A 24847-nucleotide genomic window follows, 5' to 3' on the forward strand; every position below is an offset into this window, starting at 1 on the left:
CGAAATGCCTCGTTGATGCGGGGCAGCGAAGTGCTGGTGTGAAGTCCACCAGCGTTATGCGTCACTGCTGTGACAGCAAGGTATGGGTGACGCATAAATCAGCGTATGTCCGCCTTCGTGCCGGCGGACATACGCCGCTGTAGCGTGCAACAATGTGTAAGCCACGGCTTACATTTATATCCCGCGTAAGATTCACCACTTATACTGCCGCTTGCGGGATTTTCGTTTCGCGGCGGGCTTGCCGCCGCATTACCCAAGACCGAGCATGGCAAGCCTCAATAAAGCATCAATCGCCTCTTCCATGCAGACCGTGCGCGATGTCGCGCAGTCACGCCGCACCCGGCGTGTCATCACGGGTCTGCTGATCTTCCTCGTATTGTTCGGTCTGCTGGGCTTTTTCGCGGCGCCGCCGTTGATTCGTCACATAGCCGAGCAGCAACTCAGCAAGCAACTCGACCGGCCGGCCACGATCGGCCGCATCGCACTCAATCCGTACACGCTCAAGCTCGAAGCCGATAGCGTGCATATCGGCGAGCGTGGCGGCGCGGGCGATTTTGTCGATATTGCGCGGTTCATCGTGAAGCCGTCATGGAGCTCGCTGTTTCGTGGCGCGCCGATCGTCGATGAAATACAGCTCGATTCACCACGCTTTCATATCGTTCGCTATGACGCGCAGCGCTTCAATTTCACCGACCTGATCGAGAAATTCTCGAAGCAGCCGGCCAAGCCCAATAGCAAACCGACCTTGTTTTCGGTGTCGAACATTCGCCTCGAGAACGGCCAGATTACGTTCGACGACAAATTGCTCGGCGCAACGCACGTGATCGATCAATGGAAGCTCGGCATTCCGTTCATCGCTACGCTGCCTTCGAAAACCGACATCTTCGTCGAGCCGTTGCTGCGTGCGCGTATCGACGGCAGTCCGCTTGCGATCGAAGGCAAGACCAAGCCGTTTGCCGCGTCGCGCGAATCGGAGGTGTCGCTGCGCTTCGACGGGCTCGACGTGCCGCAGCTCATCTCCTACGTGCCGACCAAGCTGCCTGTGGTTGTGCAGAGCGGCAAGCTGTCCACCGATCTCAAGCTCAACTTCGTGGTCTTTAACGACGTGCCTTCGTTACGCGTGGCAGGCACCGTCGACTTGAACGATGTGGACGTGCGCGATCAGAGCAAGGCGCCGTTCTTCGCAGCGCGTGCAGTGCATGTGGCTGCCGCGACGCTGGAGCCGTTGAAGAGCCTGTATCACTTCGACGAGATCCGCATCGACGTGCCGAGCGCCAATCTTGCGCGTGATAAAGAAGGCGTGTTGAGTGTCGAGCGGATGTTCGCGACTGCGCCTGCTGCGGGGGCTTCTGCGTCGGTGCCAGCGTCTGCGCCCGTCGCGGCATCTGGTGCCAGCGCCACGGAAAAGGCCGCACAGCCTCTGGACCTGTCGATCAAGCGTTTCGCGCTCAACGACGGCACCGTCAACGTTCACGATGAAGCTGCCTCGCGTCCGGTCGACCTTGGCCTGCAAAAACTGGCCGTCACGCTGACCGATTTCTCGACGCTCGCAACTGCCCCCGCGCACTACACGCTCAATACCGACTTCAAGGACGCCGGTGGCTCGCTCGGCGTGGCCGGCGCGTTCGGCCTTGTTGCGAAGACCGCCAGCGCAAAGCTCGATCTGAAGTCATTGAAGTTGCCGTTGCTGCAACCGTATCTCGACACCGCGACCGCCGCGCAAGTGGTGGACGGCGCGCTTTCCGCCAACGCGAACGTCGGCGCGAACTGGTCGAAGTCGCCGGTCGCAGTCATGGTCACCGATACACAACTCGATCTGCAGTCGCTCAAACTCGCGGCGCGTGGCAGCAAGGATCCGGTCGTCTCGCTCGCGCAAGGCCAGGTAACGGTCAAGCAGGTGGACGTCGCGGGGCGCACTGCCGATATCACCGGCGTCAACACGACCGGCCTGGTGGTCAATGCGCAGCGTCTGAAAGACGGCAGCATCGACCTCGCCACGCTCGCGGGTCCGCATCAGGTAGAGCAGAAGCGCACGGCGATCCATGCGGTGAAGAAGGCTGAGGCGGAAGGGCCCGCGTGGCACTACAAGATCGGCGAACTCAACCTGAAAGACGCGACCGCCAATTTCACCGACAACACGACGCCGAATCCAGTGAAGCTGAGCGTGACGCCGCTGCAATTGAAGGTGCAACAGATCAGCGACGATCTGAGTAAGCCGCTGCCGGTCGATCTGCAAGCCACGCTCAACAAGAAAGGCACGCTCGGCGTAAAGGGCGATGTCACGGCGACGCCGCTCAAGGTGGCCGTCAAAGTGAACGCGAACCGCCTGGATGCGGCGGCCTTCGAACCGTACTTCGGCAGCAAGCTGAATGCGTTGATTGCGAGCGCGCTGCTCAACGCGAACGGCGATCTCGCGCTAAGTCAGGCGAAGGCGCTCAAAGCGACGTACCGCGGCGACGTCGCGCTCGTCGACGTGCGGATGATCGACAAGGCGACTTCGGACCCATTCGCAGGATGGAGTTCGCTCGCGCTGACCAATCTCAAGGCCGACTACGACGAACACGGCACGGCGGTCGACGCGGGCCGCGTCACGTTCACGAAGTTCTATGGGCGTGTGCTGCTCGACGCGCAAGGCAAGCTGAATCTCAAGGACGTGGTCGCGCATGAAAGCGGCGCCGCGCAATCGCTGACACGCGACAAGAGCGGCGGCCACGAGCCGGTGCCGTTGACGCCGCAGGCTGCATCGGCGCCTGAGGTGGCCTCCGCGCCGGTACCGGCGTCGTCGGCAACTCCAGCCACGCCGGCCACAGTTACGGCCGCCACGCCGCCGCAAAGCCCCGTCAAACTGCACTTCGGCCAACTGGTGCTGCAACAGGGCCGCGTGACGTATACGGACAACTTCATCAAGCCGAACTTCACCGCGAACCTGGTTGGCATTCAAGGTACGGTCGGCGCGTTCGGCACGCAGTCGACAACGCCTGCGCCCGTGGACATCGCCGCGAAGCTGGCGGCGAATGGTCCGCTGTCGATTCGCGGTACCGTCAATCCGCTGATCGCAAAACCGGCGCTCGATCTCACAGCCAGCGCGCACGATATCGAACTCACCAACCTCACGCCGTATTCGGCGAAATATGCCGGGTATCCGATCACCAAGGGCAAGCTGAACGTCGATCTGCACTACCAGCTCGATAACGATCAGTTGAACGCGAACAATCATATTTTCATCGACCAGCTCACGTTCGGCGATCACGTCGAGAACGATACGGCGACCAAGCTGCCGGTGCGTCTCGCGATCTCACTGCTGAAAAACTCGCGCGGTGAAATCGACGTGAATCTGCCAGTGTCGGGATCGTTGTCGAATCCGGAGTTCAGCGTCGGCGGGCTCATCTGGCATGCGGTGCTCAATCTGCTGCAGAAAGCCGTCACCGCGCCGTTCTCGCTGATCGCCAATGCCTTCGGTGGTGGTGGCGAGGAATTGGGCTACGTCGAGTTCGAACCGGGGTCGGCGAAACTGTCCGACGCCGCGGACAAGAAGCTCGACACCATCGTGAAGGCGCTGGCCGACAAGAGCTCGATCCGTATCGATCTGATTGGCCGCGTCGATCCGGCAGTCGACGGGCCGGGCCTGCGTGCGCAATACGTCGAACGCGAGGTCAAGCAACAGAAGATCAAGGACGTGGTGGGCAATGGCGAGAGCGTGGATTTGTCGACCGTCACCGTGGATCCGAAGGAATACGATAAGTACTTGGCCAAGGCCTACAAAGCGGCCGACTTCAAGAAGCCGCGCAATTTTGTCGGCTTGACCAAAAGCCTGCCGGACGACGAGATGAAGGCGGCGATGGCCGCCAATGCTCCGATCGACGACGCCAGCTTGCGTCAGCTAGCCCAGCAACGGGCGCAAGCCGTGCAGCAGTATTTCGAGGGCAAGATCGACAGCAGCCGCGTGTTTATCGTCGCGCCGAAACTGGACGCCGATGGCATCAAGGACAAGGGTGCCACGACGCGGGTGGACTTTGGGCTGAAGTGATGCGTTGTGTTGCGATGCGAGCCGGTTAAGCGGCTCGCGTCGGCGCCTTCTTCAGCGCCGTCTGCTCGATCACGCGCGCGAGCGTGTCGAATGCCGGACCGATCTTCTCGTTCGGCACGCAGGCGTAGCCCAGCAACAGTCCACGTCGCGCGGGCGTCTCGCTGCTGTAGTAAGCGGCGAGGGGCCGCACGATCACGCCGGCATCGTAAGCGGCTGCCGTGACGGCGCGATCGTTCGCATGATCGGGCAGGCCGAGCACGAGGTGCAGCCCGGCCTCGTCACCCATCACGGGTAGTTCGTTGCCGAAACGCGCGGTGATCGCATCGATCAGAATCTGCCGCCGCTCGCCGTAGAGCGCGCGCATACGGCGAACATGCGATGTGAGATGACCGTCCATGATGAAGTCGGTCATCACCGCCTGCTGCATCAGTTGCCCCTCGCGGTACAGCTCGGCCACGCCCGTACGGAACGTATCCACCAGATGCTCCGGCGCGATCATGTAGCCGATCCGCAAACCAGGAAACAACATCTTCCCCAGGCTGCCCACGTAGATCACCTGGCCGGCGTCGTCTAGCCCTTGCAGCGATGCAAGCGGTCGGCTGCCGTAGCGGAACTCGCTGTCGTAGTCGTCCTCGATGATCCAGACGTTGTGCTGGCGTGCGTATTCGAGCAGCGTGCGGCGCCGCGCGAGACTCATCACCATGCCGAGCGGATATTGATGCGACGGCGTGACGAGCGCCAGCCGCGGCGGCTGTTGCAGATCCTGCTCGCGCGGATTGAGGCCCTCGTCATCCACGGGCACCGGCACTAGCGTAATCCCTGACGATTGCAGCACGCTGCGCGCGCCCCAATAGCACGGCTCTTCCACCCACGCGCGATCGCCGACGTCGGTCAATAAACGCACGGCCAGATCGATCGACTGATGAATACCCGTCGTGATGATGATCTGGTCCGGCGTGCAATTCACCGAGCGCGCGACGCGCAGGTAGTCGGACAGCGCCCGCCTTAACGGCCGATAGCCGCCGCCCGGCGCATAAGTCAGCAGATCGGGATTGGCTTCCTTCCACAACCTTGCTTGCAAGCGGCTCCATGTTCGCGCCGGAAACTCAGCGACGTCGGGCACGCCGGGCATGAACGCGCCCCACTGTTTGGCGGAGACACCGGCCTGATCGATGAGCCTGCGTCCGCGCATGGAGAGGTCGCCTAGATCGCGTTTTGGCGGCTTTAAGGCCTCGGTGGCTTGATCGGCGGCGTCCACATTGACACTCGCGGCTGTCGGCTTCTTGCGTGCATTCATGGCTGCCGTGTCCGGCCGCGTGTCGGCGACATAGGTGCCGCTTCCGGTGGTCGAGATCACATAGCCTTCGGCGGTCAACTGATCGTAGACGTGCAGCACTGTATTGCGCGCGATGCCGAGGTCCTCGGCGAGCATGCGCGAACTGGGCAGCTTTGTGCCAGGCGGCAACTGGCCGGTCAGGATCGCCTGCTGCATCAGCCGCAACGTCTGTCTGTAGACCGGTTCGGCGGCGGCGCGGTCGAGCCGCGCGGCAAGCCAATCCGACAAGATCACGGTGTCCAAGTGGTTCTATCCGGAATAATGAAATGGTTCCATATTGTAGAACCGTAAGGGACTATAGTGAGCCACGCAATTAATGCAATCCCGCTGCTTTGCAGGGGGAGCCAGCCGGACCGCAGAGGAGACTAGTGCGATGAAAACCGATGACGTGATCGTCAGCTTTCGAGGTGTGCGCAAGACATACGACGGCGAAACGCTGGTCGTCAAACAACTCGACCTGGATATCTATCAGGGCGAATTCCTGACGCTGCTCGGGCCGTCCGGATCAGGGAAAACCACATGTCTGATGATGCTGGCGGGCTTCGAATTTCCCACCGGCGGCGAGATCTGGCTCGACGGCACGCTGCTCAATACCGTGCCGCCGCATAAGCGCAACATCGGCATGGTGTTTCAGAACTACGCGCTGTTTCCGCATCTGACGGTCGAGCAGAACGTCGCGTATCCGCTCACGGTGCGCAAACTGTCGGCGGAAGAGCGTGCGCATCGCACGAATAATGCGCTGAAGATGGTGCGCATGGAAGGCTTCGCCAAGCGTTACCCGGCGCAGCTTTCCGGTGGCCAGCAGCAACGTATTGCCTTGGCGCGGGCGCTCGTGTTCGAGCCGAAGCTCGTGCTGATGGACGAGCCGCTCGGCGCACTCGACAAGCAGTTGCGCGAACACATGCAGTATGAACTTAAATCATTGCACGAGAAGCTCGGCGTCACCTTCGTTTACGTCACGCACGACCAGGGCGAAGCGCTGACCATGTCCGACCGTGTCGCCGTGTTCGATAAAGGCATCGTGCAGCAACTCGATACCGTGGATCGTCTCTATGAATCGCCGTGCAACGAGTTCGTCGCGAACTTCATCGGCGACAGCAACAAGCTGCGCGGCACGATCGCGAACGTCGATGGCGAGTACTGCGAGTTTCATCTGATTGACGGCACACGGCTTACGGGACGCAATATAGGCGGCGCGCGGGCGGGAACGCCGGCGGTCGCTTGCATCCGTCCTGAGCGTATGAAACTCGCCAACGGCGTGTCACGGCCTGGCGCCAATGCGCTAAGCGGCGAAGCGCGCGGGCTGATTTATTTCGGCGACCACGTGCGGATGCGCTGTGGTCTGCCGGAGCAGGACGAGTGCTTCGTGAAGGTGCCGCTCGGCACCGACGCACTCGAAACCTTCGCACCTGGCGCGCCCGTCGCGCTCGAGTTTGCGCCCGAGCATCTGCGGGTGTTTGCAGGCGCGTGAGCGCGTGCACTGCGTGGGTCGTAGGTCGTTCGACGCAGGCAAAAGAAGCAGTTCACCTAAGCAGCACATAACAAGTCGCACTGTACGTAGCTTGAAGCACACCACCAAAGGAGAGCAACACACCATGAGCAAGATCGGGAAATCGCGCTGCGCCATCGCTGTCGGTGCTGTGGCGCTCGCGCTGGGCGCCGCGCAAGTCAATGCAGCCGAGCTGACGGTCGTCAATTTCGGCGGTGCGAATGGCGACGCGCAAAAGGTCGCATTCAACCAGCCGTTCGAGACGCAAACCAGCAATAAAGTGACCGCGGTCGAATACAACGGCGAGCAGGCCAAAGTGAAGGCGATGGTCGAAGCGAAGCATGTGAATTGGGACGTGGTGGAAGTTGAGTCGGGCGACATCGGCCGCGGTTGCGATGAAGGGCTGTATGAGAAGCTCGACTGGTCGAAGATCGGCAAGAAGACGGATCTGATTCCGGAAGCGCCGCAAACCTGCGGCGTGGGCTTCTTCGTGTGGTCGACGGCACTCGCGTACAACGCCGACAAGCTGAAAATCGCGCCGGCCGGCTGGGCCGACTTCTGGGACGTGAAGAAATTCCCGGGCAAGCGCGCGATGCGCAAGGGCGCGCGTTACAACCTCGAATTCGCGCTGATGGCCGACGGCGTGCCGCCGAAGGACGTCTACAAGGTGCTCGCCACCAAGGAAGGTCAGGACCGCGCGTTCAAGAAACTCGACGAACTGAAGCCGAATATCCAGTGGTGGGAAGCGGGCGCGCAGCCGCCGCAATTCCTGGTCGCGGGTGACGTGGTGATGTCCACCGCGTACAACGGCCGTATCGATGCCGCGCAGAAGGAAGGCAAGAACCTCAAGGTAGTGTGGAACGGCAGCATTTACGACCTCGACTACTGGGCGATTCCGAAGGGCACGCCGAACAAGGCGCTGGCCGAGAAGTACATCGCCTATTCGATTTCGTCGAAGCCGCAGCAGGACTACGCGCACAACATTGCGTATGGTCCGGTGAACGTGGCGGCCATCAAGGCGCTCGATCCGAAGACGCTGTCCAATCTGCCGAATTCGCCGGCTAACGGCAAGAACGCGGTGCTGCAGAACCTCTCGTTCTGGACCGACCATGGCGATGAGTTGGAGCAACGTTTTTCGTCGTGGGCTTCGAAGTAATTAGCCGGGTGTGAGAAGGCGCGGCTTTTATGGTGAAGCCGCGCCGCATCAATGCAATGAAACAAACGCAAACGCGTGTCTTCGCGATGTGCGCGAGCGGCCGGATGCATGGGATCGGGGTAAGGGCTTTGCATGGGGCAGGAGTAAGCGCTAAAGCGCTAACTCCTGCCGACAGCCAAAGCGCTAACTCCGGATCGAGGAGACGAGGTGTGACTACGATGACGATCGCCGCCGATTCGACGCCTGAGTCGAATGTTCGACTTAAGCGAGAACTAAAGGCCGCAGAAGCAAAGAAGCGCGCGATGGCGCTGTTGCTGATTGCACCGCTCGCCATTTTTCTGCTGCTGATTTTTGTCGTGCCGATCGGTGCGCTATTGACGCGGGCCGCGCAGAATCCGGAAGTGATGAACGCCCTGCCGCATACGCTGAATGCGTTGAGCGGTTGGGATCGCAAGGCACTGCCGCCTGACGCCGCATACTCTGCACTGGCCGTGGATCTGACGGCGATTGCCGATAGCGATGGCATGGGCGCGCTGGCGCGACGGTTGAACGTGGAAATTCCAGGCTATCGCTCGCTGGTCGCAAAGTCGGCTCACGCGATGCCGTTCGTCGACGACAACAGTAAGCCGTTGACACTCACGCCGGCCCAGACGCACGCGAAGTTCGTCGAACTCGACGAACGCTGGAACCACGTCGCTTACTGGCAGGCGATCGCGAAAAATTCCGGTGCCTACTCGCCGTTTTATCTACTGGCTTCTTTGGACCACAAGCAAGACGGATTCGGTCACATCATCGAGACGGATCCGGATCAACAGATTTATCTTCACGTATTCAGCCGCACCTTCGTGATCGGCGCAGTCGTGACATTCTTCGCGTTGCTGCTCGGTTACCCGCTTGCTTACTGGATTTCGACGCTCTCCGATCGCCGCGCGAATCTGGTGATGATCCTCGTGCTGATTCCGTTCTGGACTTCGATCCTCGTACGCGTGGCCGCATGGATCGTGATTCTGCAAAGCGAAGGGCTGGTGAACAAGGCGCTGATTGCGAGCGGCATTTTGCACGATCCGTTGTCGCTGCTGTTCAACCGCACGGGCGTGTACATCTCGATGACGCACATTCTGCTGCCGTTCATGATCCTGCCGCTGTATAGCGTGATGAAGTCGATCCCGCCGACCTATCAGCGTGCCGCGATCTCACTTGGCAGTCATCCGTTCGCCGCTTTCTGGCGTGTTTATGTGCCGCAAACTTATCCGGGCATCGGGGCGGGCGCACTACTTGTGTTCATTCTGGCGATCGGCTACTACATCACGCCGGCGTTGCTCGGTGGACCGAATGATCAGATGGTCAGCTACTACGTCGCGTACTTTACCAACGTGACGATCAACTGGGGCATGGCGTGTGCGCTCGGCGGTTTGCTGCTTGCCGCGACGCTTGTGCTGTATGTCATCTATGGACGCTTCACGCGTTCGTCCCTGAGCCTCGGCTGATTGGCTGAACGGAGCTTACTCGCGATGAAACTTGCCAAGCCCTTGTTTGCGCCGCATACGTCCTTGATCGAGCGCGTGTGGTATTTCGCGTTGCGCGCGCTTGCCGTGCTGACGCTGCTGTATTTGATCCTTCCGGTGCTGGCGATTGTGCCGTTGTCGTTTTCGTCCAGCACGTTTCTGGTGTATCCGATTCCGGGCTGGTCGCTGCGCTGGTATGCGAACCTGATCGGGTCGGATGAATGGCGCATGGCGGCGAAGAACAGCTTTATCGTGGCGCCTTCGGCGACTGTCGTGGCGACGGTGCTCGGCACGTTGGCGGCGATCGGCCTGACCAAAGCGAATTTCCGCGGCAAGGCTTTGCTGATGGCGGTTCTGATTTCGCCGATGATCGTGCCGGTGGTGGTGGTCGGCGTCGGCATGTATCTGTTTTTTGCGCCGCTTGGACTGGCGAATACGTATATTGGGCTGATTCTCGCGCATGCGTCGCTCGGCGTGCCGTTTGTGGTGACGACGGTGGCGGCGACGTTGCAAGGCTTTAACTACAACCTGGTGCGCGCGAGCTTGTCGCTGGGGGCGAATCCGGTGAAGACGTTCTTTCGCATCACGTTGCCGGTGATCGCGCCGGGCGTGATTTCGGGCGCGCTGTTCGCGTTCGCTACGTCGTTCGATGAAGTGGTCGTGACGTTGTTCCTGGCAGGCGCGGATCAGACTACCTTGCCGCGCCAGATGTTCACCGGTATTCGCGAGAACATCAGCCCGACGATCGCGGCGCTGGCGACGATTTTGATTGTGTTTTCGACGTGCCTGTTGCTTGCGTTGGAATGGCTGCGGGGAAGGAATGCGGCGCGAGCGGTGGCGGCGTAAGCGTCGCGAGTTGCACGGGTAAAATTAAGGTGTCTGATTTCCTGCGTGGGGGAGACCACGTTCTTCTTCACAACGCGCGTCATGTGGCGGAAAACGCTGCTGCAGAGCCACGGCAACCCGCGCTAGCACGTCGTCCCAGTTGCCTCGCTGCGACTGGGTGAAAATGCGCAAGCTGGGATACCAAGGGCTGTCATCCCGGCCGCGCAACCAACGCCAGCAACCCGCGAAACGGTTCAGCAACCACGCAGGCTTGCCCATTGCTGCCGCAAGATGAGCCACTGAGGTATCGACGGAGATCACCAGGTCGAGGTTATCGATTAGCGCGGCGGTGTCCGCAAAGTCACTGAGTTCGTCCGTCCAGTCTGTCAGGCGTTCTTTGCTTGCTGCATCGGGCCGCTTTGCCGGGTCATCGGTCTTTTGCAGACTGATCCAACGTACTTGCGGCAACGTCACCAGTGGCGCAATTTGCGCGGATGTAAGGCTGCGCTGTCGGTCCACCGACAAGTCTGAATTGCCGGCCCACACCACCCCGACACGCGGTAGGTTAGCGTTCGGCAATGAGGCTAGTCTCACGCGCCACCTGGCGGCCTGTCTGCCGTGGGCGTATAGGTAGGGTGTCGTGGCCGGAATGGTGTCGAGCCGGGTGCCGAGCGCCATCGGCAATGACATCAAGGGACAATACCAGTCCCAATCGCGCGGGCCGCCGTGCTTCGTATCGACCAGCGTCAAGCCCGGCCAGCGCGAACACAATGACTGCTTGAACAGGCGCCGCAAGGGTGAAGGGCAGATAAAGCCTACATGCGAAAAGCGTTCCAGTGCCAACGGTAGGTAGCGAATAAACTGCAGATTGTCGCCAATGCCTTGCTCGGCAACCACCACCAGGCGTGCACCACGATCGGGCGCCCTGCCTGTACGACTTATCACGTCCGAATTCTCGCCTTTCCATTGCGGCAGTGGCAGTTGTGGGCGTATTAGGTCGGGACGCTCATGCATGGCCCAGCGGTTTTCGTAAAAAGGCCAAGCTTCTTCATAGCGGCCCGCAGTGAGCAAGATCACGGCAAGAGCGGCGTGAGTTTCGAGATCTGCAGGCGCAAGGGTGTGGGCATACCGGTAGTGACGTTCTGCCTCGTCCAATGCGCCAAGTTGCATGAAGACGTCGCCGAGGGAGGTATGTGCCGTCAAGCGTTCTGGTTCGAGTTCGAGCGCCCTGCGAAAGCTGATTGCCGCATCCTCAAGACGTCCTTGCTGCATGAGTGTCGTCGCCAGGTTGTGGTGGAGCATAGGGACGTCGGGCTGAAGCGCCACAGCCCGCTGGGCGCTTTCTATAGCGCTGGCGAACGCACCCAATTTGGCTTGAACGATGTTCAGAATGTTGTAGTAGTTCGCATCGGGTTGAACCTCGATCGCGCGCTTGATCCAGTTCTGTGCCGATTCGAATTGACCTGACTCAAGCGCCAATACCCCGCGCGAGTACAGGGCGCCCACGTGCTTCGGGTCACAGACAAGGATTCGGTCAAGGAGTGTCTGCTCGATATCGAAGTGGCCTTCCCGATGCGCTGTCTGGGCCTCGCCGTACCAGGTTGCGATGTCATCAGAGTGCACGGGGGAAGGGGTCAGCATAATCGGCGAGCGAGTGTCCGTTTCTTCTTCACAACGCGCGTCGTGTGGCGAGAAGGCCTCTTGCAGAGCCGTGGCGACTCGCGCGAGCACATCGTCCCAGTTGCCTCTTTGCGACTGGTTGAAAAGGCGCAGAGTGGGGTACCACGGGCTGTCGTCCCTATCGTGCAGCCAGCGCCAGCAACCCGCGAAACGGTTGAGCAGCCACATCGGCTTGCCCATTGCTGCCGCAAGATGAGCCACTGAGGTATCGACAGAGATCACCAGGTCGAGGTTCTCGATTAACGCGGCGGTGTCCGCAAAGTCCGTCACTTCATCCATCCAGTCGGTCAGAAGCGCTTTGCTTGCAGCGTCGGGACGCTTTTCCGGGTCATCTGTCTTTTGCAGATTGATCCAGCGTACGTGAGATAAAGCGAGCAATGGGGCAATTTGCGCGAATGTCAGGCTGCGCACCTTGTCCTCCGCCCAGCCTGAATGACCGCCCGCCCACACCACGCCGACGCGTGGCAGGTGGGGCGCCGGCACTGCCGCGAATCGCGCGTGCCAGCAGGCGGCCTGCTCGGGGTCGGCATACAGGTAAGGCACGGCGGCGGGAACGTTGTCCAGACGAGTGCCGAATGCCATGGGCAAAGACATCAAAGGACAATACCAGTCCCAGCCGCCGACATCGGCGGGTACTGCATCGAGCAGCACAAGACCGGGCCAGCGCGAACACAACGCCTGCTGATACAGGCGACGCAAGTTTGGCGGGCAGACATAAGCCACCAGTGAAAAGCGTTCGAGCGCGAGCGGCAGGTAGCGCACAAACTGGAGACTGTCGCCATAGCCTTGCTCGTGAAGGACGAGCAGGCGCGCGCCACGTTCGGGCATGCTGGTCGTGCGATTTATCACACACGGACTTTCGCCTTTCCACTGTGGTAGCGCCACTTGCGGGCGTACTCGGTTGGGGCGTCCATCGGTATCCCTGAAAGCGACCCAGCGGTCTTCGAAATAAGGCCAGGCTTCTTCATAACGACCCGTGGCCAGCAAGAGATTGCCAAGGTTGCTGCGCGCGCTGAGATTGGTCGGCGCGAGCGTGATGGCGCGCCGGTAGTACTGCTGTGCATCGTCGAACGCGCCACGCTCCCTGAAGACAAGGCCCAGGTTGTTGCACGCTTCCGAGTTGTCTGGATCGAGTTCGAGCGTCCGGCGGTAGCTGATGACCGCTTCGTCAGGGCAATCCAGATGGTGCAGTGTCAACGCCATGTTGTAGTGGAATCGCGGAAAGTCGGGATAAAGCGCGAGACCCTGGCGGAGAGTTTGCACGGCACGGTCGAAGTCGCCCACGCTGAGATGAATGGCGTACAGGGTGTTATAGAAGCTCGGGTGGGGGCGAATATCAATCGCTCGCTCGACCCCGCGTTGCGCCACTTGGTTCTGGTTTGATACGAGCGCCAACAGTCCCCTCAGATGCAGGGCGTGGGCATGCTCCGGCTCGTGGCCAAGGATTCGATCGACCAGCGTCTGCACTACGCTAAAGCGGTGCGCATGATAGGCCTCTACAGCCTCCTCGTACCAAACTGAAGGATCGTCTGAGCTCATTGGAAAGGGGGATGGCATAAGCGGCGGGCGAGTGTTAGTGGAGCGGCAAGTTCAACGGCCGAAAGCGGTCAATCGAATTCGCGCTCTCGGAAACGCTTACGAGGAAACTGTTATGTGGGGTGTGTGGAGCGTGGCGGGGCGCGTCCGGCGTGGATTGTGCATGCTTGGGAGCCGCCGATCTCTAGGACGGTTCCGAAATATCGGATCTCTACGGCGCCGCCGACACCTGCCATCCCCCACCCAGCGACTGAAACAACGCAGCCGTATCGGCGAACCGGTCCGCTTGCGCGCGAGTCCGGTCGAGCGCGGTTTGCAACACCTGGCGTTGCGTATCGAGCAGGCCGAACTGACTAACACCGCCCGCCGCATACTGCGCTTGTGCGATATCCAGGCTCGCGTGCGCCTGTTGGGCAGCCTCGTCGCGAGCCTGCAGTTCGTGCGCGTCGTCCTGCAGCGCTGTCAGCGTGTCCGCAACCTGCTGCAGCGCCTGCAGCACCGTCTGCTGATAGTCAGCGAGCGCCGCATCATAAGCCGCCTGTGCAGAACGCTTCTTCGCGCGCAGTTCGCCGCCGCGGAAAATCGGTTGCGTCAGAGTGAGGCCGAAGTTCCAGATATTCAGCCCGCTGACCACGTCCTGAATGTTCGTGCGTTCCGAACCGATCCCCGCCGAGATGGAAAATTGCGGATACAGATTTGCCGTCGCCACGCCGACATTCGCGCTCGCTTGATGCAATAACGCTTCCGAAGCACGAATGTCCGGCCGTTCGCGCGCGAGCGTCGATGGCAATGTGAGCGGCAACGTATCTGGCAGATGCAGCGAATCGAGCGTCAGGTCGGCGAAGTCCGCCTTCGACGGCGGCATGCCAAGCAGGATCGCGAGTTGGTGGTCGGTCTTCGCGAGTTGTATCGCAAGTGGCGGCAACGACGCACGGGTCTGCGCGAGCAGCGTACGCTGGCTGCGCACGTCGAGTTGCGAGACGCCGCCTGCCGCAAGCCGTCCTTCGGTGATCTTGAGTTGCTGGGCCTGGGTGTCTGCGAGGCGCTGCGTCAAGGCGATCTGCTGCTTTAAAGACGCACGCCGAATCGCAGTCGAAACCACATTGCCTGCGAGCGAGAGCCGCGCCGCTTCGAATTCGAACGACTGATAGTCGACTTGTGCCATGAGCGCTTCCAGCGCCCGGCGATTACCGCCGAAAATATCGAGCGCATAGGACACGCTGACCGACGCGTTGTAAAGCGTAAACGGCCCCTGATTGGGCACATTCGGAATGCCGAACGCCGCGATATCGACCCGCTGCCGCACGCCGGATACGGTCGCATCGACAGCCGGGAATGCAGTCGCGCCGAATTGCGCGTTGTAGTTTTCGCGTGCCTCAATCAGCTTCGCGCGGGCTTGCGTGAGCGTGGGGCTCTGTTGCAGGGCTTGCTCGACGAGACGGTCTAGCGCATCGGATTGAAACTGCTTCCACCACATTGGTGTTGCATGCTCAGCCGCGATAAATGCTTGCGATGCTCCAGCCACACCGCTGGCTGTGACTGTCGCAGCAGGTTGCGCTTCACGTGTATAGGTTTGCGTGTCCGGCGCCGCCGGTGGTTGAAAATCCGGCCCGACCGCGCAACCGCACAGCGCGACGACGGACAAGAAAGCGAGCGGTTTCATCGACCGGTCCTCCTAGTCGAGCGTGCGCCGGTAAAAGCGCAGCGCGATGCCCATCACGACGACCATGAACAGCGCCACGGGCCACACCGACGGCCACAGGTCGGCCCAGTCGTTTCCTTTGAGCAGGATGCCGCGAACCAACCGGTTGAAATACGTGAGCGGCAGCAGATTGCCGATGAATTGCGCCCAGCCTGGCATCCCGGCAAACGGAAACATGAAACCCGACAGCAACAGGCTCGGCAGAAAATAGAACACGGTCAGTTGCATCGCCTGCAACTGATTCTGCGCAATTGACGAAAGCGTGATGCCGACCGTCAGATTCGCTGCGATAAACAGCAGCGCAGCAAGATAGATCGCTAGCAGGCTACCTGCGAACGGCACATCGAACACGAAGCGCGCCGCAGTCAGAATGATCGACGCCTGCACCAGCCCGATCATTACGTAAGGCACGATCTTGCCGGTCATCACTTCGATCGGCAGCACAGGTGTGGCGAGCAGGTTTTCCATCGTGCCACGCTCGCGTTCGCGCGTGATCGCGAGGCCGGTCATCATCACCATCGTCATCGTCAGGATCACGCCCATCAGACCCGGCACTACGTTGTATTGTGTGATGCCTTCAGGGTTGTAGAGGCGGTGCACCTGGACGTCGAAAGCGGCCGGAGTGCCATTCAGGTGAGCGAGCGTGCCGGTGATGTCTTTGTCCGCGACCGGTTGCACAAGGCCCGGCAGCGCGGCGAGCGCGGTGTTCGTCGCAGTGGGATCGGTCGCATCGGCTTCGACTAGCAGCGAAGGGCGTTCGCCGCGCAGCAGACGTTTCGAAAAATCCACCGGCACCGACAACACGAATTGCACTCGGCCTTGGGCAAGAGAGCGGCGGCCGGCCTCCTCGTTGGGCAAGGTTTCGACGATGTCGAAATAGGCGGAGTTCTTCATCGCGGCGATGAAGCTGCGCGAAAACGTACTGTCGTCGCCGATGATGACAGCGGTAGGCAGATGCTTTGGGTCGGTATTGATCGCGAAACCGAACAGCGTGAGCTGAATGATCGGCAGGCCGACGATCATCGCGAACGTGATCCGATCGCGCTTTAACTGCAAAAACTCTTTGAGCACGATGCTCCACCAGCGCGACAGCGAGAACAGGGTGCGCGTGCTCACGGTTGCGCTCCGTAGTTGTCGGTGGAGTGGCCCATCAAGTAGATGAACACGTCTTCAAGCCCGGTTTCGATGCGCTCGGCGCGCAGCGCCGTGCCCTCGGTCGCGCGTCTGATGGCGGTTTCGAGCGCGGCATGGTCGATACCGCTGATGTGCAGCGCGGAGCCGAATACGACGGTCTGATCGACGCCGGGCGTCTTGCGCAACTGTTCCGACAGTTTGCTCAGGTGCTCGCCGTAGATGGTCCAGGTCGCGAGATTCTGCGATTCGATCACGTCCTTCGAAGTGCCTTGCGCGAGCAGCTTGCCGTACGCGATGTACGCGAGCTTATGACAGCGCTCGGCCTCATCCATGTAATGCGTGCTGACCAGAACCGAAATGCCCCGCGCGGCGAGGCGATGCAACTCTTCCCAGAATTCGCGGCGCGCGTTCGGATCGACGCCCGCGGTCGGTTCGTCGAGTAACAGCAACTGAGGCTCGTGCAGCATGCAGGCTGCAAGCGCGAGCCGCTGCTTCCAGCCGCCGGACAACGCGCCGGTCAACTGATCCGCACGGCTTTGCAGACCGAGCGATTCGAGCGAGCGGTCAACCGCCTCGCGCCGGTTCGCCATCTGATAGATGCGGGCGACGAAGTCGAGATTCTCGCGAATCGTCAGGTCGTCCCAATACGAGAAGCGTTGCGTCATATAGCCGACGTTGCGCTTGATCTGCGCACTCTCGCGAACTATGTCGTAACCGAGACAGGTGCCACTGCCTGAGTCGGGCGTGAGCAGCCCGCACATCAGACGGATCGAGGTGGTCTTGCCGCTGCCGTTCGGTCCAAGAAAGCCGAAAATCTCGCCGCGCGCGACCTGCAACGTCACGTCGTTCACGACATGTTTATCGCCGAAGTGCTTGTTGAGCTTGTGCACGTCGATCGCGTATTGCGCAGGTTGCGGTGCGGGCTGGTTCATTGCAGGCTCACCGCAACGGGTTGACCGGGGTGCAGCTTGACTGCATCGGCGGCGGAAGGGTGGGCTTCGACCATGAACACCAGCTTCGCGCGGTTCTCGTTGCTGTAGATCACCGGCGGTGTGTATTCGGCTTCGCTCGATATGTACGTAATTTTCGCCGGGACGTCAGCGGTGCAACCGTCGCAATGAATGGAAAGCGCACTGCCTGGTGCGAGCTTGCCGACCACGGTCTCCGGTACGAAGAAGCGTACTTTCACGTTCTGCGGTGGCAGCATCTGTACGACAGGATTGCCGGCCTGAACCCACTCGCCGACGCGATACAGCGTGTCGTAGACGAGTCCTTTCGCTGGTGCGTTGACGCGCTTCTGGTCGAGCTTCCATTGAGCTTGGACGACGGCGGCTTGAGCGGCCTCGATCTGCGCGCTCTGCGCAGTGATTTGCTGCGAACGGCCGGGAAGCAAAGCGACATCCACCTGGTTGCTGAGTTCGCGGACCTGCGCGGCGGCGGCGTCCGCGTTGGCGCGCGAATCGTCGAGCTGCGCTTTTGGAATGCCGCCTGCGCGGTACTGCGCTTCATCGCGCGTGAGTTGCAACGCCGCCTTGCGCGCATTGGCGACGGCTTGAGCGAGTTGCGCTTTGGTGACGTTCACTTCGGGACGGCGCTTGCCGGTCTGGATATCGGCTAGCTGTGCGCGTGCCGCAGCGAGTTGCTGTTGTGCCTGCTGTAATGCGGCAGTCTCGTCCTCGGACTCGAGCGTGAATACCGGCGCGCTCGCGTCAACCGTCTGCCCTCGTGCGACCGCCAACTGCGCCAGCTTGCCGGACTGCGACGAGCCGAGATACACAAACTCCCCCTCGATGTAGCCTTGATAGACATTGTTGTCGCGATGCGAGCAGGCTGCGAGAGCCATCGCCGCGAGCAGCAGACAAACGCAGGCGCTGAACGGACGACTCATGACGGGCTCCCTGTTCCTGTGTCTTTGCGGCTGCGGCGTCCTGATGGAGGCTTCGGCTGCTGCTGTGCTCGTGCGTGTGCTGGCGCCGATGCCGCATGTGGGGCTGGCTGCATGCCGCCGATCAGCAGTGCGATCACATGCCGGCGCAACGCATCGCGCTCGATGACGGGCAGGCCCCGCGCGTTTTGCCAGATCTTTGCTGTGGCGAGCGGCAGCATCACGAGCGCCAGAACTGAGTTGAATAGCAACATCGCTTCCAGGTTGCCATTGACGGTGCCGTCCTGCTGAGCGTGTGCAACGCGGCTACCGAAGCGCTTGATGTTGTCGAACGGGATGCGTCGCATCATTCGTTCACGCAGCAGGCCGCCTTCGTTGACGATCTCGCGCAGCCAGAGCGGCGGCAACCAGGGCATGCGGTCCGTCACGTCAAAGAGGCGCGCGACGAATTCGTGAACCAGCGCGAAGGGATCGCTCGTGGCGTCTTCAACGGCCGGGCGCCAGACGAATTCCGCCGCAGGGGCGAGCCGCTCGTCGGCCACTGCGTCAAGCAGCTTTTCGCGATTCGTGAAGTAGTAATGGACCAGTGCCGATGTGACGCCCGCTTCGCTCGCGATCTGCGCGACCGTCGTGGCCGCGATGCCGCATTCGGAAAAGAGCCGCGTCGCGGTGTCGAGCAAGTGTTCGCGCACATCGAAATCCTCGACGGCCGGGCGGCGGCCGAGTGGCTTCGCGGGAGAACGTGTCGGGTTCATTAATCCAGATTAATTGATGAGTTAGTTAAATTCAAGATGGGTGTTGCTGTATGCAGCCCGCATCAAAGATGACCTGTTCATCTGACAGAACTCTAGGAATCTTCCCATTCCATGCCGCTTTGCGCCTGCCCATACTCAAAACTTCTTAAAAGTGAATACGTTCTTCGCAAGGATTCCATGAAATTTCAGTTAACGCTGCTGGCATGTGCGCTGGCTTTGTCGGGTTGCGCGGGGCAGGCCGCACGAGACCGACTCGGTATCGAAGATCCGACCGTTCTGAAGACGGGCCTTGGGACGACACAAGACGCGGCCGCAGGCGCGCCGACGCCCCAATGGTTGAGCGCCTATGCCCCAATCGCAAGCGGCGGCGAGGCACTCACGGCGTTGCAACAGCAGCTCGACGCATTGCCAGGTGACAAGAACGGTTATTTCCATGCGAAGGCTCAATGCTGGATTAATGCCGGACAGCAGGAGTGGCGCGCCCGTGACCAATGGGGCTTTGTCCAGGAGGCCATCGGCCAGGCGGCGATGATAACGATCGGGCTGCAGGACGGCACGACGTTGTCCGCTGCCAATCCGGAACTGCGCACGGTGTCGACGGTGCGTCCCGACCTGTGGAAGATCGTCAATGTGATCAAGAGCGATCCAGCCACCGCCCGTTGCCCGGAGGCACAACAGCCGCTCGCGTGTGCCGAGGTAGAACTGATCCATGCCGGGCACTACGCATGGACACGCAATTTCGCGGCTGCCGAGAAATCACTGCCGGGTATTCAAACCGAATTGCAGAAATCGGCGGAAGCGGCGTTGCAATGCGCTCCGCAGCAGACAGCTGAGCCAGCGGCCCCGCAAAAAATCACCCTCAGAGCCGATTCGGTATTCCGTTTCAATGGCGGCGACGAAGCCGGCATGCTGCCCGGCGGCAAGGCACAGCTCGACAAAGTGGTAGCGGGTCTGCAGCAGGTGAAGGGCATTCGCCAGTTACACATCAACGGTTACACCGACCGTCTGGGCAGCGACGCGTACAACCAACAGCTCTCGTTGCAGCGCGCGCAAACCGTGCGGGAATATCTGCGCAAGCACGGCGTGACGTTGCCTATAACGGCACAGGGACACGGTAAAGCAAATCCGCTTGCGGAATGCTCGCAGACGAAGCGCGATGAACTGGTGCAATGCCTGGCGCCGAACCGGCGTGTCGAGATCGATTTCGTGCGTGATCAGGGCTAACCCATTAGCCGGCGCGCCCCCTTATTGCTCGCAACCCCATGCGTACCCTCGTCAAACCCATCTTCGCGCGCATGGGCTGTTGGACGATGTGGAATCCTTAGGAAAATAGAAAATGACTACCATTCTGATTGTGGACGATCATCCCGCGCTGCGGCTGGTGATCAAGACTCACCTTTCTCAACTGCTAGGCATCAGCGAGATTATCGAGGCTGATAACGGACAGGTCGCGGTCGAGCTGGCTCGGCAACACACGCCGGATCTTGCGATTCTCGACCTCGATATTCCGCGTATCAACGGGCTCGATGTCATCCCCCGTCTGAAACTGGCGCATCCTCAGATTCGCGTGCTCGTTCTATCGGGTCACGATCCAGCGACCTTTGCGCCGCGCGCGATGCGTACGGGCGCACAAGGTTTCGTCGGCAAGTCGCAGGACATGAAGGAGATTCTGCGTGGGGTCGAGGCCGTACTGGCGGGTTACACCGTTTTCCCGATGTCAACCGGCAGTGGTGGCGGGGGGGCGTCCGTGGCCGGCGAGGAAGACAAGCTCAAACTGCTGTCCGATAAGGAGCTCGTCATCCTGCAAATGCTGTCGAAGGGCATGTCGAACAAGGCGATCGGCGACGCGCTGTTCATGAGCGACAAGACGGTCAGCACGTACAAAAGCCGCATCCAGGAAAAACTGGGTCTATCGTCCCTGGCAGGGTTGATTGAATTTGCTTCGCTGCAAAGACTGATCGATTGAGTTCCGCAGGCTATTAACATGATGAGCCTGTTTGGTTCTCCTGCGGGCGCGCAAGATCGCGCGTGCCGCTTTTCCCTCTCCGCACGTACGGCCTCTATCCGCTACGCGACCGTCTTGGGCAGCCTCTTTGCCTTCACGTTACTGTGCATTGTCTCGATGCGCGCCAATGCTGCGCCCTTGGTGGAAGAAGGCGCCCGCGCGCCGTTCGCTGGCGATCCCCACCCGGTTGCCGCGCTTGCAGCGCGCGAAACGGTGGGCACGGTAGCTCAGCAGGCTGGCGGCGCCAACGCTTACGGCGTTGCTGTCGATACCCATGCCGTCGGCACGGGGCCTGACAATGAAACACACGCCTCGCAGGACACGCTTGCCGTTGAAGTGCGCAATGACGTGACCGCATGGCGCGCGTTGCTCGCCGTACTGCTTGCCCTCGCAGGTCTGACCATCGTTGCGTTCGGCGGATGGTGCCGGGCGCGCACTGCGCTGAAACTCGTCTTCGGGAAGCTGCGGAGCACCGAAACTGAATGGCAGCGCCGGTATGCCGCGGTCGAAGCGCGAGAGCAAGCCGCACGCACTGCGGCAGGCACGCAGGCGTCCGCCGCTGCAAGGCAGGAGCGTGACCGTATCCTGACTACCATGCGTCACTTTGTTGGTGGCCCATTGTCCGCGCTGGCTGGTCTGCTGGCCGGATTCGACACAGCCTTGCTGACACCCGTTCAACGAACCTTGGTAAGAAAAATTCAATCCGCGGTGCGGACATGCGTTCGTGTATTGGAGGACATGCTTTCACGGGCGCCAATCGAACCGCGTGAAATCGTGCTCGACGAAGATTCAACGGATTTGCGCGAACTGATTGATGGCGTCGTTGTGTTGTTCTTACCCGCGGCGGCACAGCGCGGTTTGCGTTTGAGCGTGAGCATCGACCGAACGGTAGCCGCGCGCGTCCTCACCGATAGCGCTCGGCTCGGTCAGATTGTTTTCCATCTGTTGAGCCGTGCTGTACGGGCGACCGAACACGGACAGATCACGATCGCCGTGCGGGCCCAACCACTGAACGTCGGTTCGCAGCGCATTTTCATCAGCGTGAGAGACATGGGTGAGAGGGCCACGCCTTCGGCGCAAACGCAGTTGTCCGGGTTATCTAGTGCAGGCGAACGCGTAGAAGACCAGCCGCACTGCGACGGTGACGCTGGCTTCGTACTCTGCCGGCTACTTACGCAGCGCATGGGTGGCGAACTCACCGTTGAGACTCAGCCGGGTTTCGGTACTTGCGCGACGTTCGCTGCACCGTTCGCCATTGAGTCCTTGCTCTCATTTGCGGAAGAAGAGGCGACCGGCAATGCTCAGGTGCCGCGACAAGCTGTTGCTGCACAGTTGGCGCAGGGCCCGGCGGGCGCGCCAGTTGAATCGTTCGACCCGAACTATCTTGACGCGCTGTCGAACGAAGGCATTGATCTACACACGTTTATTCAGGGTTGGCGCCGTTCGATGATCGATGACCTGGAACGGATGCACTCCATGCGTAACGGTCGCGATGTCGCCTTATTGCGCGCTGCGCTTCATAGGCTGAGTGGAGCGGTGGGGCTGGTCGGCGCCTCCAGTTTGATGAATGCATTGCGGCAAGCCAGCGTCGCACAGCCGGAACCCGAAGCAGACGCAATCGACGTACTTGCGAAGCGCGCTGGGACCTTGATGATGCAACTTGATCAGGCGATCGACCCGCACCGGAGCAACCTGCAATGACTCGACCGCTAGCCTTGATCGAGGGCGATCTGACGATCCCGCTACCGCGGCCATTCGATGGGCTGCCGCCGCCGTTTGGTACGCGTCGGCGTGTAATGCGCGAGGCTGTGCAACAGGCCGTAGAGCAGGTTGCCAAACCGGCACGGGCGTTCCTGTTTCCACCGGGCGCGAAGCACATTCTGTTCTACAAGGCGCCGCCGCAACGCGTGGACAACGGACGTTGGGACGCCGCGCTGGCGGAGGCAAAGCGTTATCTGGAAATGAGCACGACGACCCGTCCGCGCTCGTCGCGCTCGGATCATCTGCTCGCGGCGTCGATTTTCGCCGGTTGCACCATCGCGCTGACATGGTTGCTGGTCACGTGCTCGATGAAAGAAGCGGAGAAGGTGAAAACGGCGTCTGTGACGCCGGCCGTTGCAGCCTGGCAAGCTGAGATTGCCGCCGGGAAGCCTGCAGCCGAGACGGTCGTCGCGAGCGCGGTACCGGCGGCTTCGGCAAGTGTGGACGCGGCGGCTAAGACTCATGTCGCTCAGGCTGTGCCGGTGTCTCCTGCTATGCCGAAGCCGGACGAGCCATTGCCGCCGGTGTCGCCGGCCGCACCCAAGCAGGCCGTGCAAGTGACGGCAGTTGCGTCTGCCGCGCCGGCGGCGGCCTCGGCAAGCCTGGTTGTCGAGACTGGGCCGTTGTCTTCCGTCGTGCCGAAGCAGGTTGCACAGGTTTTACCAAAGCAGACCGTGCAAGTCATTGCACGTGACGGCGAAGCCGGGACGCCACCAGCAAAACCAGCGAAACGGGTCAAGGTGGCGCGCTTGTCTGAGGCTCACGTCAACGAACGTATGGCCATGAGCCGGGCAACTCATCCGGCAACGCAGCCTGCCATTTCGAAGCAGCCTGAGTGGACCGCCGGCGCCTCACGTTTACATGACAACGTTTCGACCGATGACGCGCCGTGGCGGAACTGGTCCGCCCAACAGCACCGTCCGTCGCCAACCATTCGTGCCGCGACGCCGCTCGACAACAGCTGGAACGACCACATGACCCAGCGCCGCATCACCGACGATCCCGCCGCCTTCCACACCGGCGGCAGCCGACAGTAATTTAATCCTTTCCAGCGGATTGCTCGTAGGGCTCCGCGCGGAACGACCCAATTCAATATTGGAGAAATATCGATGCCAGACATCAATCCCGCCGTCGAGGAATGGCTAACCGACCATGCACGCCGCGGCTGTAATCCCCAATCCATGTTTGATGCCATGCTCAAAGAAGGCTTTGAACCGGACATGGCGGGTGGCGCGATTGACGCAACTTTCCAAGGCATCCAGTCAAAAGATCCGCTTCCGATGGGTGTGGAAGCCACCCGGCCAGGCGAGTATCAATACGACGCATGCCCAGTCTCAACGGACAACGTCATTCGCGCCTTCGACCGAGACGTCACCGTGTCGATGCGCTGCGAACGCCCGCAAATCATCGCATTTGACAACGTTCTTTCCGCAGAGGAGTGTACCGAGGTGATCGAGCGCTCGCGACCTCGGCTCAAACGTTCAGTGACTGGCGCTGGCGCCTACAACAGCATTCGCACTAGCGATACCGCTGGGTTCCTCCCAGGTGAGGATAAATTCATTCAGCGCCTGGAGGAGCGTTTCGCTAGCCTGATGAATTGGCCTGTGGCGAATGGGGAGCCCTTGCAAGTCCAGCGCTACAAGGTCACAGGTGAATACAAGCCGCATCACGACTACTACTCACCACAACAACCGGGTGCCATCGCTCGCGGTAAAGATGGCGGCCAACGGGTTGCTACGCTCATCGTCTACCTGAACGATGTGCCCAAAGGCGGCGCCACTCAATTTCCCCTGCTGGGACTATCGGTTGCCGCAAAGCAAGGCGGAGCCTTGTATTTCCGCTATATGAACGAGCTGCGGCAACTGGATGCGTTGACCTTGCATGCGGGGGCGCCGGTACTGGCCGGAGAGAAGTGGATCGTGACAAAGTGGGTCACGGAGCGCCCGCTGGCCAGTCGCACCGGGCGCTGACGAATGAGCGTCAATTAGCGGCGTTGTTAAGGTGAGGCTAGCTTACCTGCTGCTTTACACCCGCGTGCCTAATCCAACAAG

At 60.9% G+C, this 24847-nt stretch carries 17 protein-coding genes; 10 read left to right on the forward strand and 7 right to left on the reverse strand.

Annotation, left to right across the window (positions count from 1 at the left end; all coding sequences use genetic code 11):
* Positions 1-265: 265 nt before the first annotated feature.
* Positions 266-4027: a DUF748 domain-containing protein gene (locus M0D67_RS05975; protein WP_266237843.1), complete on the forward strand. Its 3762-nt coding sequence runs from the start codon at positions 266-268 to the stop codon at positions 4025-4027.
* 25 nt (positions 4028-4052) lie between these two features.
* Here M0D67_RS05975 and M0D67_RS05980 read toward each other — a convergent pair whose 3' ends face one another.
* Positions 4053-5606, reverse strand: coding sequence for a PLP-dependent aminotransferase family protein (locus M0D67_RS05980; protein ID WP_266237845.1), 1554 nt, complete (start codon positions 5604-5606; stop codon positions 4053-4055).
* Between the two features lie 130 nt (positions 5607-5736).
* On the opposite strand from M0D67_RS05980, the gene M0D67_RS05985 reads away from it, so the two are divergent.
* The 4 genes from M0D67_RS05985 (at position 5737) to M0D67_RS06000 (ending at position 10359) form a co-directional block, all read left to right on the forward strand.
* Positions 5737-6834, forward strand: a complete 1098-nt coding sequence (locus M0D67_RS05985) for an ABC transporter ATP-binding protein (protein WP_154557970.1) — start codon at positions 5737-5739, stop codon at positions 6832-6834.
* Between the two features lie 124 nt (positions 6835-6958).
* Positions 6959-8008, forward strand: a complete 1050-nt coding sequence (locus tag M0D67_RS05990; protein ID WP_266237848.1) for an ABC transporter substrate-binding protein — start codon at positions 6959-6961, stop codon at positions 8006-8008.
* A gap of 218 nt (positions 8009-8226) precedes the next feature.
* Positions 8227-9495: an ABC transporter permease gene (locus tag M0D67_RS05995; protein ID WP_266238274.1), complete on the forward strand. Its 1269-nt coding sequence runs from the start codon at positions 8227-8229 to the stop codon at positions 9493-9495.
* Positions 9496-9519: 24 nt separating this feature from the next.
* Positions 9520-10359, forward strand: a complete 840-nt coding sequence (locus M0D67_RS06000; protein WP_154557968.1) for an ABC transporter permease — start codon at positions 9520-9522, stop codon at positions 10357-10359.
* A gap of 24 nt (positions 10360-10383) precedes the next feature.
* On the opposite strand, the gene M0D67_RS06005 is transcribed toward M0D67_RS06000, so the two are convergent.
* The 6 genes from M0D67_RS06005 to M0D67_RS06030 form a co-directional block, all read right to left on the reverse strand.
* Positions 10384-13557 (reverse strand): tetratricopeptide repeat protein, encoded by a 3174-nt coding sequence (locus tag M0D67_RS06005; protein ID WP_266237851.1) that lies wholly within the window; start codon positions 13555-13557, stop codon positions 10384-10386.
* A gap of 208 nt (positions 13558-13765) precedes the next feature.
* On the reverse strand, positions 13766-15217 hold the full coding sequence (locus M0D67_RS06010) for an efflux transporter outer membrane subunit (protein ID WP_266237854.1): 1452 nt from the start codon (positions 15215-15217) through the stop codon (positions 13766-13768).
* 12 nt (positions 15218-15229) lie between these two features.
* On the reverse strand, positions 15230-16372 hold the full coding sequence (locus M0D67_RS06015) for an ABC transporter permease (protein WP_266237856.1): 1143 nt from the start codon (positions 16370-16372) through the stop codon (positions 15230-15232).
* Complete coding sequence (locus M0D67_RS06020; protein ID WP_154557966.1) at positions 16369-17322, reverse strand: ABC transporter ATP-binding protein; 954 nt, start codon at positions 17320-17322, stop codon at positions 16369-16371. Before M0D67_RS06020 ends, M0D67_RS06015 begins: the two co-directional genes overlap by 4 nt.
* Positions 17319-18278 carry an HlyD family secretion protein gene (locus M0D67_RS06025; protein ID WP_266237858.1) on the reverse strand — a complete coding sequence of 320 codons (960 nt, stop codon included), beginning with the start codon at positions 18276-18278 and terminating at the stop codon, positions 17319-17321. Before M0D67_RS06025 ends, M0D67_RS06020 begins: the two co-directional genes overlap by 4 nt.
* Entirely contained in the window at positions 18275-19030 is a 756-nt protein-coding gene (locus tag M0D67_RS06030) for a TetR/AcrR family transcriptional regulator (RefSeq protein ID WP_171926536.1), read from the reverse strand. The genes M0D67_RS06025 and M0D67_RS06030 overlap by 4 nt, the downstream gene beginning before the upstream one ends.
* Before the next feature lie 177 nt (positions 19031-19207).
* Here M0D67_RS06030 and M0D67_RS06035 point away from each other — a divergent pair, with 177 nt between their 5' ends.
* The 5 genes from M0D67_RS06035 to M0D67_RS06055 all read left to right on the forward strand — a co-directional run bounded on the left by M0D67_RS06035 (position 19208) and on the right by M0D67_RS06055 (position 24766).
* Entirely contained in the window at positions 19208-20254 is a 1047-nt protein-coding gene (locus M0D67_RS06035) for an OmpA family protein (protein WP_266237861.1), read from the forward strand.
* Between the two features lie 112 nt (positions 20255-20366).
* Entirely contained in the window at positions 20367-20996 is a 630-nt protein-coding gene (locus M0D67_RS06040) for a response regulator transcription factor (RefSeq protein WP_266237863.1), read from the forward strand.
* 18 nt (positions 20997-21014) lie between these two features.
* On the forward strand, positions 21015-22736 hold the full coding sequence (locus M0D67_RS06045; RefSeq protein WP_266237865.1) for a HAMP domain-containing sensor histidine kinase: 1722 nt from the start codon (positions 21015-21017) through the stop codon (positions 22734-22736).
* Positions 22733-23833 carry a hypothetical protein gene (locus M0D67_RS06050; protein ID WP_266237867.1) on the forward strand — a complete coding sequence of 367 codons (1101 nt, stop codon included), beginning with the start codon at positions 22733-22735 and terminating at the stop codon, positions 23831-23833. The genes M0D67_RS06045 and M0D67_RS06050 overlap by 4 nt, the downstream gene beginning before the upstream one ends.
* A 72-nt stretch (positions 23834-23905) precedes the next feature.
* Positions 23906-24766: a 2OG-Fe(II) oxygenase gene (locus M0D67_RS06055; protein WP_266237870.1), complete on the forward strand. Its 861-nt coding sequence runs from the start codon at positions 23906-23908 to the stop codon at positions 24764-24766.
* Positions 24767-24847 lie beyond the last annotated feature (81 nt).

Origin of the sequence: Paraburkholderia sp. SECH4 (assembly GCF_030511745.1) — a bacterium.
Classification (GTDB): Bacteria; Pseudomonadota; Gammaproteobacteria; order Burkholderiales; family Burkholderiaceae; genus Paraburkholderia; species Paraburkholderia madseniana.